Genomic DNA, 14,614 nt, shown 5'->3' with positions numbered 1-14,614 from the left:
GCTTTTAGTTTCATTTTTTTAAAATTTTTCTATAAATTTTTGGCTGGCTTTATTGTTTATGAGGGGGAGTTTTATATGTTTGAGTTTTCTGAAGAGATGTTAACTCCGGAATATTGGCTTAGAAAATTAGACAATGCTGATAAGGCTATTATGACACAACGAGAGATTGAAAACTTTAATGGAAAGATAATAAATAAGGTAGCTACAGTATATAACCTTGAGACATACGAAAGTAATTTAAAAAAAGATGAACTTATTAAATTGATTAAAAGTTATGAAATACCTAAAAAACCTATGTACGATAAGTATGGTAATTTCATAAAAAAAGACTTTTATGAAGATATAATAAAAAATACAAATTTAGAAGAAGTTGAGGATGTAAATTCTGCTATGTACGGTTTAGTAATTAAGAATACTTCTCTAAGAAGTTTTCCTACGAAAGAAGCTATTTTTGACAAACAAGGGGATATAGAAATTGACAGGTTTCAAGAGACAGGGTGTCAAGCTTTAGAACCTGTAATTATTTTACACAAAAGCAAAGACAAAAAATGGTTATTTATACAGATGTATAATTACAGAGGATGGGTTAAAGCAGAGGACATTGCAATTGCAAAAAACAAAAAAGAGCTATTTGATTATGTAAATTCCTATAAATTTTTGATTGTTACAGGAAACTACATAAAGACTCAGTACAATCCTTTTGATAAAAGCATTTCTAAACTGGAATTTACTATGGGTACTAAAGTATATCTTGAAGAAGAAAAAAAATTACGAAAAGTTGGTAATCAATCAGTGGAAGGAAACTATCTTGTAAAGTTACCTATTAGGAATAAAGAAGGGAGTCTTGAGTTTAGACATGCTTTGATTTCAAAAAAGGAAGATGTAAATGTCGGGTACCTTCCCTATACAAGAGAAAATATTCTAAAACAAGCTTTTAAACTTTTAGGTGATAGGTATGGGTGGGGAGATAGTTTTGGGGGAAGAGATTGTTCAAGCTATATAATGTATGTTTTTAAAACCTTTGGCATAAGGCTTCCTAGGAATGCTAATGATCAGGAAATAAGCGGGGACAAATCCTATAAATTTACTGATGGAATGTCAATTGAAGAAAGGATAAAGGTTTTTGGTAGTGTAAAGCCGGGGGCATTAGTCTATATGCCAGGGCATGCTATGATTTATATTGGAAAAGAAAAAGGTATTCCTTATATAATACATGACTTTCATGGATATGGAGAGAAAAAAGAAGGCAGATATGAATTTGTTCCTGTAAATGAGGTCATGGTAACCTCAAGTCTTTTGACAACAATTTCAGGAGTGCCTTTTATAGAAAAATTTACTTCTATTTTGGAAATAGAATAAGGGCAAACTGAAAATTTACCCTTATTCTCCATAGGCTTTTCTATATATTTCTGCAATTTCTGATACCAATGGCATTCTTGGATTTGAACCGGTGCACTGGTCGTTGAAGGCTATATCAGCCATTTCCATTATTTGTTTTTCAAATTCTTCTTTGTTTATTCCCGCATCTTTAAGTGTAAGAGGAAGATTTAACTCTTTCATGAGATTTTTTATTGCTTCAATGAGACTTTTTACTCCTTCATCAGTGGTTGATGCAGGAAGTCCTAAGAATTTTGCAATTTCTGCGTATTTCTCGGCTGCTTTGGGATATTCATATTGTGGGAATGAGGCAAATTTTTTAGGTAACTCAGCATTGTATTCTATGACATAGGGCAGAAGTATCGCATTTGCCCTTCCATGGGGAAGGTGGAATTTAGCGCCAAGTATGTGGGCCATACTGTGGTTTATTCCTAAAAATGCATTTGTGAATGCCATTCCTGCTATGCAAGAAGCATTGTGCATCTTTTCGCGGGCGACTTTGTCTTGTCCGTTTTTATATGCTTTAGGGAGATATTCAAATATCAGTTTTATGGCTTTTTCTGCGAGGGCGTCTGTATAGTCTGATGCCATCACGGATACATAAGCTTCAATGGCATGAGTTAAAGCATCCATACCTGTATCTGCAGTTACAGAGGGTGGAATTGTCATGACAAAGTCAGGGTCTATTATAGCAATATCTGGTGTCAATTCGTAATCTGTAAGAGGGTACTTTATATTTTTCTTTTTGTCTGTTATAACTGCAAAGGCTGTGACTTCAGAACCTGTACCGCTGGTGGTTGGTATTGCGATAAATAAAGCTTTTTTGCCGAGTTCAGGAAATCTATAAGTTCTTTTTCTTATGTCCATGAACTTTAACCTTAAGTCTTCAAATTTTGTGTCAGGGTACTCATAAAAAAGCCACATTCCCTTTGCTGCGTCTATTGCAGAACCACCACCTACAGCTATTAGTAAGTCAGGCTCGAACTCCTTCATTATTTTTATCCCTTTTTCTACAGTGTCAACTGATGGGTCTGGTTCTACTTCAGAGAAAATTTCATATTTAATATTTGCTTTATCTAATTGATATGTCACTTTATCTACAAAACCTAATTTAACCATTGCAGGGTCTGTTACAATAAAAGCTTTTTTGCCTTTTACTTGTGATAGATACTGTATTGACCCTCTTTCAAAATAGATTTGTGGTGGAACTCTGAACCATTTCATTCTCTCTTTTCTTATAAAAACTCGTTTTATGTTTATAAGGTTATAAACACTTACATTATCTGTTGTTGAATTTCCACCCATTGTACCGCAACCCAAAGTCAAAGATGGAGTAGCCGTGTTATAAATGTCTCCAATAGCGCCTTGTGAAGCAGGGGCGTTTACAAGGATTCTACTTGCTTGTACTCTATTTGCAAATTCATTAATAATTTGTTGGTTTTCAGAATGTATTACCGCAGAGTGACCAAGTCCGCCGAATTGTATCATTTCTTCGCATCTTTTTATACCTTCTTTGTAATCTTTGACTGTGTATAAAGCAAGTATTGGGCTTAGTTTTTCTCTGGATAGAGGATATTTAGGACCTACAGCTGGATATTCAGCTACAAGTATTTTGGTATTTTCAGGAACTTTAAATCCAGCCATTTGAGCAATTTTCACTGCAGGCTGACCCACAACTGCTGGATTCATTAAACCGGTGTTTTTGTCTATAGCGAATTCTTCTAACTTTTTAGTTTCTTCTTTATTTAAGAAATAGCAACCATATTCTCTCATTAATTTTTTTACTTCATTGGCTATTTCTTCATCTATTATCACAGCTTGTTCTGATGCGCATACTGTGCCATTGTCAAAAGTTTTGCTAAGTATTAGGTCTGAGACCGCTCTTTTAATATTTGCAGTTTTTTCAATGTAGCAGGGGACATTGCCAGGACCTACGCCAAGGGCGGGTTTTCCTGAGCTGTAAGCAGCTTTTACCATTCCCGCACCGCCTGTTGCGAGGATAAGGGAGACGCCGGGGTGTGTCATGAGAAGTTGCGTTGCTTCAATTGAAGGTGTTTCAATCCAACCTATGCATCCTTCGGGAGCACCCGCCTTTAATGCTGCCTCGTACATGGTCTTTGCTGCTTCTATACTACATTTTAATGCTTTGGGATGGAAACTAAAAATTATTGGATTTCTTGTTTTGATAGCTATTAAGCATTTAAACATTGTTGTAGAGGTAGGGTTTGTCACGGGGGTAACCCCTGCTATAATTCCTACAGGCTCTGCCACTTCCATATGATTTTCTTCTAAGTTTTCACTAAGGATGCCGACAGTCTTTTTGTCTTTTATATAATTGTACACATATTCTACTGCAAAGAGATTTTTCGTTATTTTGTCTTCATAAACCCCCATTTTCGTTTCTTCATGAGCTAATTTTGCCAGTTCTACATGCTTTTCTATGCCCGCTAGTGCCATAACTTTGACTATTTCATCAATTTGCTCTTGAGTGTATGACATGAATTTTTCTTGGGCTCTTTTTGCCCTTTCTACTAATAGGTCTATTTGTTTTTTAACATCTGTTGTTTCTTTTACTTCTGTTTTTTCTTTTGTTTCCTTTTTTTCTTGTAATAAAGTAGGCATAAGCACACCTCCATATTGATAATAATTTAACAAAATATTTTAATAAAATAAAGAGATTGTTAGGCGATTCTTAAAAATTTTAGGGTATATTATAAAAACTTTCGGCTTATAAACGGTATTTTGTGCAATATTTCAATTGTTATTCATTTAACAATCTCTTAACACTTTTATAGTACAACAACGATTCAATTTTGTCAATAGAGTTAAAATAGCCTGAAACGATTACTCAAAAAATTTTACAATATTTTTTCACAGTGTGTTATAATTAATTTGCCAGTTTTTATAGTTTTAAGGAGATGAGACTGTGATATATAAAAAATTTGTGTCACCTATTGGTATACTTACAATCTTTTCGTCAGGTAAAGGTATATGCCGCATTGACTTTGAAAATGAAAAATCTTCATTAGAAGGCTTTAAGGAAGGCAGCGATTCATATATTGAAGAGTGTATGCATCAACTTGGTTTGTATTTTTGTAAGGAATTAAAAAAATTCAATTTACAGATAGATTTACAAGGTACAGATTTTCAAAAAGCTGTGTGGCGTGAAATTTCAAAAATTCCCTATGGGGAAGTTAAAACATATGGAGAAATTGCTAAATTAATTGGAAAACCAAAAGCAGCAAGAGCAGTTGGGCAAGCTCTTAATAAAAATCCTATTCCCATTATTATACCGTGTCATAGAGTTATTGGAAGTAAGGGCGATTTAGTAGGCTTTGGAGGGGGGATTGAGATAAAAAAGTTTTTATTAAGACATGAAGGGGTAGAGGTGTAAAACCGCTATAAAAAATTTTAGCGGTGTCTTTTATTTTATTTTTGAAAAACTTTTAAGAAGTCTTGACATGATATTATAAAAGGGATAAAATATATTTTGCATTAGAAATATTCAGATACAAAATATTCGCATACGAAACAATTTAAACTGTGGTGGTGAAAATGGAAGAGATAAACAACGGATTGAAAATACTTAAGCTTTTAAAACAAATAATGGATATTATAAAGCATTCTATGAAATACGAATGCAAAGATTTTGACATTACAAGTCTTCAAGGAATGCTTATGGGCATTTTGGCTCATTATGGGGCAATGAAGGTGAGCGACTTAAGTCAAAAATTAGGGCTTTCTAATAGCACTGTTTCTGGAATTATTGACAGATTAGAAAAGCAAGGTTTGGTAGAGAGGACGAGAAGCACTGAAGATAGAAGAGTTGTTTATGTCAGTGTAACTTCTAAGTTTAAGGATACTTTCCAAAAGCACTTCAAAGAAGCGGAAAGGAAATTTGAGGAATTAATCAGCAGAGCAAGTCCAGAAGACCTTAACAAAATAATAGAAGGATTGGAATCACTGAAAAAAATATTGGAAAAACAAAATGATTTGCACTGAGAATTAAAGAAGTAGTCTCACTAAGGAATATCGAAAGATCTTGAGGCAAATTTTTAAAAGGAGAAGATGGTGATATGGTAAAACTGGCAAAGTATTTAAAACCATACGTTCTTTTACTTTTTTTAGCAGTGTTCTTCATATTTGTTCAAGCGATGAGTGATTTGTCATTGCCTGACTATATGTCAAAAATGGTCAATGTTGGAATACAGCAAGGTGGCATAATAAATGCAGTGCCTGAGGCTATAAGAAAAAGCGAAATGGATAAACTTTTGCTATTTGTTACACCTGAAGAAAAGGGAGAGATATTAAACGACTATACATTAGTAGATAAATCCAGTGTTGATTATAATAAATATATAAAAAAATATCCCATTCTTTCAAAAGAACCTGTATATGTGCTTAAAAATATAGATAGCTCAGAGATTGACAAAATAAACTTGAGTTTAGGAAAAGCTTGGCTTGCTGCTGCGGGTATTGAGCAAGCAAAGGCTAATGCAAAAAACGGAAGTATAGAATTCGATGGAAAGAAAATACCGGCAAATGTAGACCTCTTTTCTATGATGTCCCAACTGCCAGAGGACCAGCTTCTTAAAGTAAGGGATGAAATGAATAAAAAGTTTGCTTCTTTGGGAGACAATATGGTTATACAAGCTGCAACAATGGCTGTAAAAGATGAATACAAGGCAATTGGCATAGATACAAACAAAATTCAAACTGATTACATTCTTCATACTGGCCTTATAATGTTATTGATAACTGGACTGAGTGCATTAAGCACTATTATGGTAGCATTTTTTGCATCAAAGGTGGCAGCGGCAGTTGCGAGAGATTTAAGAAGAGATTTATTTGCAAGAGTAGAAAGCTTCTCTAATGCAGAATTCGATAAATTTTCTACGGCTTCTTTGATAACAAGAACTACAAATGACATTACACAAATACAAATGCTTCTTGTAATTATGATAAGAATGGTCTTTTATGCGCCTATAATGGGTATAGGCGGAGTATTTAGAGCTCTTAGCAAAAGTGTTTCGATGTCTTGGATTATAGCTTTAGCAGTAATAGTACTTTTAGGCATAATATCAGTGTTATACTCCATTGCGATGCCCAAGTTTTTGTTAATGCAAAAATTGATTGATAGATTAAATTTAGTTACTCGTGAAAACTTGTCAGGAATAATGGTGGTAAGGGCTTTTAATAATCAGAAATTTGAAGAAGAACGTTTTGACAAAGCTAATCAAGATATTACAAAAGTAGGACTTTTTGTAAATCGTGCCATGGCTGTTATGTTTCCATCTATGATGCTTGTGATGAATGGAGTTACTCTTTTAATAGTGTGGGTGGGAGCTCACCAAATACAAAATTCCGGCATGCAAGTGGGAGACATGATGGCATTTATGCAATATGCTATACAAATTATCTTTGCATTTTTGATGTTTTCAATGCTTTTTATAATGATTCCAAGAGCATCTGTGTCGGCAGAGCGTATTGCTGAGGTTTTGGCTACAGAGCCTTCTATAAAAGACCCACAAAGTCCAAAACAATTTAATGAAAATATGGCTGGAAGTATAGAATTTAAAAATGTGTCTTTTAAATATCCTGGCGCAGAAGAGTACGCTTTAAAGGATATAAACTTCAAGGTTTTACCAGGGCAGACAGTAGGAATAATAGGTAGGACAGGTTCAGGGAAGAGCACTTTAGTCAATTTAATTTTGAGATTTTATGATGCCACGGAAGGACAAGTTTTAGTGGATGGGGTAGATGTGAAAGAAGTAAGGCAGGAGGACTTGCGAAGCAGAATAGGGTATGTACCTCAAAAAAGTTGGCTTTTCAGTGGTACCATTAAATCGAATTTAAAATACGGAAATGACCAGGCTACTGACGAGGAAATAAAAGAAGCAGCAGAAATTGCACAAGCAATGGAATTTATAAATGAAAAGAGCAAAAAGTTTGATTCAGAAATTGCACAGGGAGGAACCAATGTATCAGGAGGACAAAAGCAGAGGCTTTCTATTGCACGGGCTCTTGTTAAAAAGCCTGAAATATATATTTTTGATGAAAGTTTTTCGGCTCTTGATTTTAAAACAGAGTCAGCTTTAAGGAAAGCCTTAAGAGAAAGGCTAAAATCAAGCACTGTTATAATTGTGTCACAAAGGGTGTCAACTCTTTTACATGCAGATCAAATAATAGTGCTTGAAGAAGGGAAAATTGTGGGCATAGGGAAACACAAAGAACTACTTAAAAACTGTCAAACTTACAGAGAAATAGCTTTATCACAGCTGTCGGAGGGGGAATTGGCGTGAGTGAAAATAAAAGAATGGACCACAAACATATGCCCAGACTTCGCGGGCCAGGAATGGGAGGCGGCCCCCATGGCATGGTTCGCGGTGGAGAAAAAGCGCAAGATTTTAAAGGTACAATGAAAAAGTTGATAAAATATTTATCAGCTTATAAATTTTCTATAATAAGTGTATTTATATTAGCAGCGCTTAGTGCTTCCTTCTCCATTGCGGGTCCTAAAATACTCAGTAAAGCTATAACCAAAATTTTTGAAGGTGTAATGGATAAGATAACGGGGAAAGGCACTGGAATAGATTTTGAATATGTAGGAAAGATAATTTTAATTCTCATAGGTTTATACGGCTTAAGTGCCTTGTTTGGGTATTTGCAAGGATGGATAATGTCCGGCGTTGCAATGAAGGTTACCTATAGATTTAGAAAAGAAATTTCTGAAAAAATTAACCGCCTGCCTTTGAAATATTTTGAAAGCACAAATCAAGGGGAAATATTGTCACGTATTACAAATGACGTGGATACAATTACTCAGACTCTTAATCAAAGTTTAACTCAGATAATTACTTCTGTGACGACAGTAGTAGGCGTTTTGATTATGATGTTTACCATAAACTGGCTCATGACTTTAGTAGCGATTTTGATAATTCCTTTGTCTTCTTTGGTAATTACCTTTATTGTCAAACATTCACAAAGGTATTTTAGAGAGCAGCAGGATTATTTAGGACATGTAAATGGTCATGTAGAGGAAATGTATGGAGGTCATAATATAGTAAAGGCTTTTAATGGAGAAAAAAAGAGCATTGAAAAGTTTGATGTATTAAATAACACTTTGTACGGAGCGGCTTGGAAATCACAGTTTTTGACAGGTATTATGATGCCTCTTATGAATATAATAGGAAACTTGGGCTATGTGGCAGTTACAGTTTTGGGTAGTTGGTTGGTTATAAAAAATGCAATAGAAGTAGGGGATATTCAGGCGTTTATACAGTATATCCGCTCTTTTACACAGCCTATTGCTCAGATTGCAAATATTTCTAATATACTGCAACAAACTGCTGCTTGCGCAGAAAGAGTATTTGAATTTTTGGAGGAAGGAGAAGAAGTTCCAGATAATCCACAGCCTGTAAAAATTGAAGATATAAAAGGGAATGTGGAGTTTAGAAATGTTCGTTTTGGATATAGATCTGATAAAATGGTAATAAATAACTTTTCTGCTTCTATTAAAGCAGGACAAAAAGTTGCAATTGTTGGTCCTACTGGAGCAGGAAAGACTACTATAGTGAAACTTTTAATGCGCTTTTACGATGTGAATGAAGGAGCTATTTTAATTGATGGACATGATATAAGAGATTTTACGAGGGAAGATTTGCGTTCACTTTTTGGCATGGTACTTCAAGATACATGGCTTTACAATGGTACTATTATGGACAATATAAGATATGGTCGTCTTGATGCTACTGATGAGGAAGTTATAAAGGCTGCTAAGGCAGCTTATGTGGATCATTTTGTAAAGACTTTGCCGGGTGGTTATAACATGGTATTAAATGAAGAGACCACAAATATTTCTCAAGGGCAAAAGCAGTTACTAACCATAGCAAGAGCTATTTTGAAAGATCCCAAAATTCTCATACTCGATGAGGCTACAAGCTCTATAGATACACTTACAGAAGTACAAATACAAAAAGCTATGGATTACCTTATGAAAGGACGCACAAGCTTTATAATCGCTCATAGGCTTTCTACAATACGAGATGCTGACTTGATCCTTGTCATGGACCATGGAGATATAGTAGAGCAAGGTACACACGAAGAGCTTCTTAAAAAAGGTGGTTTCTATGCGAACCTTTATAACAGCCAGTTTGAAAAAGAAGAGGAGATGGCAAGTTAATACCATTTGATGTGTGTGTAAAACATAAGCAACCTACAAAGTTTGGTTATCCGCACTTGATAATTATTCTTGACACAGATTACAGAAAATGATAAATTAAAGGTGAAAACAAAATAGGTGGTTATGTCCGCTGGGGGAGCCTTAATGGCTGAGATGGCATTGATGCCAAACCCTTAGAACCTGATGAGGGTAATGCCTCCGTAGGGAATGCGGCTCAAAAATACCGAATTTTGCGGTATTTTTTTCAGCGAACATAGCCTCCTAAAAAATGGAGGTGTTTTTGTTTATGTCTTATTTTTTAAGTATTTTTTCTGATTTTACCAAAATAAAGCCAGTCACTTTATCGGTTTTATTGGCAATTTTATTGCTAGCTTTTCTTTTATATCTTATGCGAAGAAGTGTCAAATTTGACACAAAAATGCTTGTATATGGTGCACTTTCAATTGCTATTTCTTTCGTGCTGTCTTATATAAGATTTTACCACTGGCCTCAAGGTGGTTCTATTACACCTGCCAGCATGTTGCCCCTTTTTATCTTTGCCTACTATTATGGACCAGGTCCTGGTGTGATTGTAGGAATGGCATATGGATTTTTACAACTTATTCAGGACCCATTTATAGTCCAATGGGTGCAAGTACTTCTCGACTATCCGCTGGCTTTTGGTGCTTTAGGACTTGCTGGCTTTTTTAGAAAAAACCTAAGTTTGGGAATTTTAGTTGGTGGATTTGGACGATTTTTCTCTCATTTTTTATCAGGTGTATTTTTCTTTGCAAGTTATGCGCCAGAGGGAATGAGCCCTATAGTTTATTCACTTTTAGTCAATGGAAGTATAATAGGTGTAGAAGTTGCAATATGTTTTGTGGTTTCGTTAATTCCCCAAGTTAGCAACGCTATCGAGGAAATTAAAAAGAAAGCAACTATTTAAGGGGGTATTTCCCCCTTTCATTTTTTGCAGTGAACAGTTAAATAACGATGGAATATTTTGTAAGAAAAAATTTAACATAAAATTAACATTTCTATAATGTTTTTTTAATGTTATCATAAGATAATTTAGTCAAAGTTTTAGAGAAAATCCATGTATAATTAAAAGAGGTCAGAAAAGAGTAGCAAAGCTTTTAAAAATACGATAATGTATATATAGTAAAATGAAACTGTAGGGGGATTTTACTAATGCAAATAAAAAAAGTACTTCTTGACAAAGATAAAAATATTTTTTTCTATATAAATGAAGGAATAAAATGTAATATTTTAGACAAAATAATGCCAAAAATAACTCATATAGGTGGACCTTTTTTTACAATATTTTCTTGCTTATTTTTAATCTTTTTTGGGAAAAACGAAATTAAAGCCTCTGCTTTAGAAGCTTTAACAGCGCTTGTAAGTAGTCATTTGTTTGTTCAACTTTTAAAAAGAAAATATACAAGACCACGACCTTATATGGTATTTACGAACACAAACACTTTTAAACATCTTTTAAAGGATTATTCTTTTCCTTCAGGCCATGCTACTGCCAGCTTTTCACTCGCTATAACCTTTTCAATGTTTTTTCCAAGCCTTGCAGTATTTTTAATTTTACTTGCAGTACTTGTGGGATTTTCAAGAATATACATGGGACTACATTATCCTTCAGATGTATTAATGGGTTCTACAATAGGCATTACTTTTTCTTATTTAACTCATTTTATAAGAACGCAATTGTTTTTGTAAAAAATTTTTCGAAAAAGATTGACATATTATAAATAGAAGAATATAATGTAAAGGGACACAAGTAAATATATCGTTAGGTGAGGCTCCTATACAGATACACGCTGCTGCCCGGAAACATCGAGAGATGCTAACGGGTTAACAAGTATTACCGAATTAAGGTTTTACTTAACGCAGCTGGAGGATGCTCCAAAGCTGTATAGTGCCAAAGCTCAACGAATTGAATGGCTAAAAACCTCTTTATTCGTTGAGAGGTTTTTTAATTTGCAAAAAACGGAGGTGAGAAGAATGGACGGTGGAGGTAGTAGTAAAAACCACAAAGGTATATGTAATGTGACATTGAAGAAGGATGGGCAGATAAGGCCACGTCCATTCTTCTCACATGGGCCTTTCTATAAATTTTGTTCTTTTTAAGATTGCCCATTTATCCCTTCTTTTGATGTCCTATTACATATACCTCCAAAACAATTCTCAGACTAACACCATTTAATTCCATCGTCTAAAAGCGAAAGTTTTTTACAAAAAAACAAATACTGTAACTGGAAGGTTGCAGTAGATTCAGCAGCCTTAGCCTATTATTGTGTTTTGGAGGTGTATGAAAATGATAAAAATTGCAAAGAAAAATGATTTCACAGATTCGATACTCACACAATTAATTGAGTTTGCTAGAAAAGATGTTGATGAAATTTTAGCACAATTAGGTACAGATAGAGAAGGACTGACTTCTGAGGAAGCGCAAGACAGGCTTGAAATGTATGGGTTAAATGAGATAGCCCATGAAAAACCGGCTCCATGGTATATTCAATTGATTAAAGCTTTTGTAAATCCCTTTATAGGTATATTGGTATTTTTAGCAATTGTATCATATATAACGGATGTACTTTTTACTGCACCTCAAGACAGAGATTGGAGCACGATAATTATTATTTCTATAATGGTAACGGTTAGTGGACTACTTCGTTTTGTTCAAGAGTACCGTTCTAATGTGGAAGCTGAAAAACTAAAAGCTCTTGTCTATACAACAGCTGCAGTTATTCGCAAAGATACAGGTGAAAAAGAGATAAAAATAGAGGAAATAGTGCCGGGTGACATAATACATTTGGCAGCAGGTGACATGGTACCTGCGGATGTTAGGGTTATTACTTCTAAAGACTTGTTTATAAACCAAGCAACTTTGACGGGAGAATCCGAACCTGTGGAGAAATATCCAGATTTAAAAGAAGAAAAAAGAAAAGCTAAGGATTTAAACCTTTCAGATTTAGAAAATATATGTTTTATGGGTACTAATGTAGTAAGTGGTTCTGCAATTGCTGTAGTTCTTTCAACAGGTGACCGTACTTATTTTGGTTCAATGGCAAAATCCCTTGTAGGGCATAGAGTGATGACAAGTTTTGAAAGAGGAATTAACAATGTAAGTAAAGTGCTCATCAAGTTTATGACAGTGATGTTTCCAATTGTTTTTGTTATAAATGGTCTTACAAAGGGTAATTGGTTGGATGCATTACTTTTTGCCTTGGCTGTAGCTGTTGGACTTACTCCCGAAATGCTTCCAATGATAGTCACTACCAACCTTGCTAAAGGTGCTGTGACAATGGCAAAGCGCAAAACAATTGTCAAGAGATTAGATGCTATACAAAATTTTGGAGCAATGGATGTACTTTGTACTGATAAAACTGGTACTTTGACGTTAAATAAAATAGTTGTAGAAAAACATCTTGACATACATGGGAATGAAGATGACAGAGTTTTAAGGCATGCGTATCTGAACAGTTTTTATCAAACAGGCTTAAGAAACTTAATGGATGTAGCCATTTTAGAGTATGGGGCTGAAAAAGGCTTTAATGGATTGGAGAAAATATATAAAAAAGTTGATGAGATACCCTTTGATTTTGTAAGGCGCAGAATGTCCGTAGTTTTAGAGAGCGAGGGTGGTAAAAGGCAGCTGGTGACTAAAGGTGCCGTTGAAGAGGTTCTTTCTATCTGTGAATATGCTGAGTACAAAGGCGAAGTAGTTCCTTTGACAGATGAAATACGCCAAGAAGTAAGAGAAATGGTAAAAAGACTAAATGAAGATGGAATGAGGGTGCTTGCCGTAGCTCAAAAAAATGATGTTCCACCAGAGGGAGTTTTCAGTGTAGCAGATGAAAGTAAGATGGTTCTCATGGGTTATATAGGTTTTCTCGATCCGCCAAAAGAATCTGCACCTTATGCGATAAAAGCATTGAAAGAGCATGGCGTAGATGTAAAAATTCTCACTGGTGACAATGAAATAGTGACGAAGAAGATCTGTAAAGAAGTGGGGATTAATGTAGAGAATGTTTTGTTGGGAAATGAAATAGAGAATATGACAGATGAAGAATTAGCAGAAGTAGCGGAAAAAACGACAATTTTTGCAAAACTTTCTCCTATGCAAAAATCGAAAATAATAAAGACTTTACAAAATAAAGGCCACATTGTTGGATATATGGGAGATGGAATTAATGATGCTCCTGCCTTAAGAGAAGCAGACGTTGGAATTTCAGTTGACTCTGCAGTAGATATCGCTAAAGAATCTGCGGATATAATACTTTTGGAAAAAAGTCTTACAGTATTAGAAGAAGGAGTTGTGGAAGGGCGCAGAATTTTTGGTAATATCATGAAATACATTGCAGTTACATCAAGCTCTAATTTTGGAAATGTATTTTCAGTTTTGGTGGCAAGCGCATTTTTACCATTTTTGCCAATGCAGCCTCTCCAATTACTTTTCCTTAACTTAACTTATGATTTATCTATGACGTCAGTACCTTGGGATACAATGGATAGAGAGTATATACAAAAACCAAGAAAATGGGATGCTGCGAATATAGGCAACTTCATGATATGGTTCGGACCTATAAGTTCAATTTTTGATATTACAACTTATGCTTTGATGTTTTTCTTGATTGGTCCAATAGTCATAGGAGGTTCTTACTTCTTGCTCCCTGAAGCACTTAAACTCCTATTTATTTCGCTTTTCCAAACAGGCTGGTTTGTAGAAAGCTTATGGACGCAAACAATGGTAGTTCACATGCTTAGGACTGAAAAAATTCCGTTTATACAAAGCATTGCTTCATGGCCGCTATTACTCTTTACCTCAGCAGCTGTTACAGTAGGAACAATTGTGCCATTTACTTCTTTTGGAGCAAAAATTGGAATGATGCCTTTACCGGGAATATATTTCTTGTTCTTGGCAGCTACGCTTCTTGCATACTTGATTTTGGCGCAATACGTTAAAACGAGATTTGTAAAAAGATTTGGAAGCTTGTTGTAACATTTTTTGGACAATAGATTAGACAAGTAAGGATATATTAAAACATGAGCAGGAGAAATCCT

General features: G+C 34.8%; 9 protein-coding genes and 2 riboswitches. Of the genes, 8 read left to right on the top strand and 1 reads right to left on the bottom strand.

Features of this window, described 5'->3' with window-relative positions; all coding sequences use genetic code 11:
• Positions 1-75 precede the first annotated feature (75 nt).
• Complete coding sequence (locus tag TMATH_RS10575) at positions 76-1,359, top strand: SH3 domain-containing protein (protein ID WP_013150938.1); 1,284 nt, start codon at positions 76-78, stop codon at positions 1,357-1,359.
• Positions 1,360-1,380: 21 nt separating this feature from the next.
• Here TMATH_RS10575 and adhE read toward each other — a convergent pair whose 3' ends face one another.
• Positions 1,381-3,999, bottom strand: coding sequence for a bifunctional acetaldehyde-CoA/alcohol dehydrogenase (gene adhE / locus TMATH_RS10570; RefSeq protein WP_013150937.1), 2,619 nt, complete (start codon positions 3,997-3,999; stop codon positions 1,381-1,383).
• A 304-nt stretch (positions 4,000-4,303) separates the two neighbouring features.
• Here adhE and TMATH_RS10565 point away from each other — a divergent pair, with 304 nt between their 5' ends.
• From TMATH_RS10565 to mgtA, 7 genes are all read left to right on the top strand, one after another.
• Positions 4,304-4,771, top strand: coding sequence for a methylated-DNA--[protein]-cysteine S-methyltransferase (locus tag TMATH_RS10565; RefSeq protein ID WP_013150936.1), 468 nt, complete (start codon positions 4,304-4,306; stop codon positions 4,769-4,771).
• Between the two features lie 161 nt (positions 4,772-4,932).
• Positions 4,933-5,379, top strand: a complete 447-nt coding sequence (locus TMATH_RS10560) for a MarR family winged helix-turn-helix transcriptional regulator (protein ID WP_013150935.1) — start codon at positions 4,933-4,935, stop codon at positions 5,377-5,379.
• 74 nt (positions 5,380-5,453) lie between these two features.
• Positions 5,454-7,679: an ABC transporter ATP-binding protein gene (locus TMATH_RS10555; protein ID WP_013150934.1), complete on the top strand. Its 2,226-nt coding sequence runs from the start codon at positions 5,454-5,456 to the stop codon at positions 7,677-7,679.
• Positions 7,676-9,559, top strand: coding sequence for an ABC transporter ATP-binding protein (locus TMATH_RS10550; protein WP_013150933.1), 1,884 nt, complete (start codon positions 7,676-7,678; stop codon positions 9,557-9,559). Before TMATH_RS10555 ends, TMATH_RS10550 begins: the two co-directional genes overlap by 4 nt.
• A 122-nt stretch (positions 9,560-9,681) precedes the next feature.
• Positions 9,682-9,784: riboswitch (TPP riboswitch) on the top strand.
• A gap of 61 nt (positions 9,785-9,845) precedes the next feature.
• Positions 9,846-10,484 carry an energy-coupled thiamine transporter ThiT gene (gene thiT, locus TMATH_RS10545; RefSeq protein ID WP_013150932.1) on the top strand — a complete coding sequence of 213 codons (639 nt, stop codon included), beginning with the start codon at positions 9,846-9,848 and terminating at the stop codon, positions 10,482-10,484.
• 245 nt (positions 10,485-10,729) lie between these two features.
• A complete protein-coding gene (locus TMATH_RS10540; protein ID WP_013150931.1) occupies positions 10,730-11,266 on the top strand; it encodes a phosphatase PAP2 family protein in 537 nt (178 codons plus the stop codon).
• A gap of 62 nt (positions 11,267-11,328) precedes the next feature.
• Positions 11,329-11,494: riboswitch (M-box (ykoK) riboswitch) on the top strand.
• A 370-nt stretch (positions 11,495-11,864) separates the two neighbouring features.
• Positions 11,865-14,552, top strand: a complete 2,688-nt coding sequence (gene mgtA, locus TMATH_RS10535) for a magnesium-translocating P-type ATPase (protein ID WP_013150930.1) — start codon at positions 11,865-11,867, stop codon at positions 14,550-14,552.
• Positions 14,553-14,614: the final 62 nt, after the last annotated feature.

The sequence above is a fragment of the Thermoanaerobacter mathranii subsp. mathranii str. A3 genome (genome assembly GCF_000092965.1).
GTDB lineage: Bacteria > Bacillota > Thermoanaerobacteria > Thermoanaerobacterales > Thermoanaerobacteraceae > Thermoanaerobacter > Thermoanaerobacter thermocopriae.
This window is presented reverse-complemented; position numbering and strand designations above follow the sequence as displayed.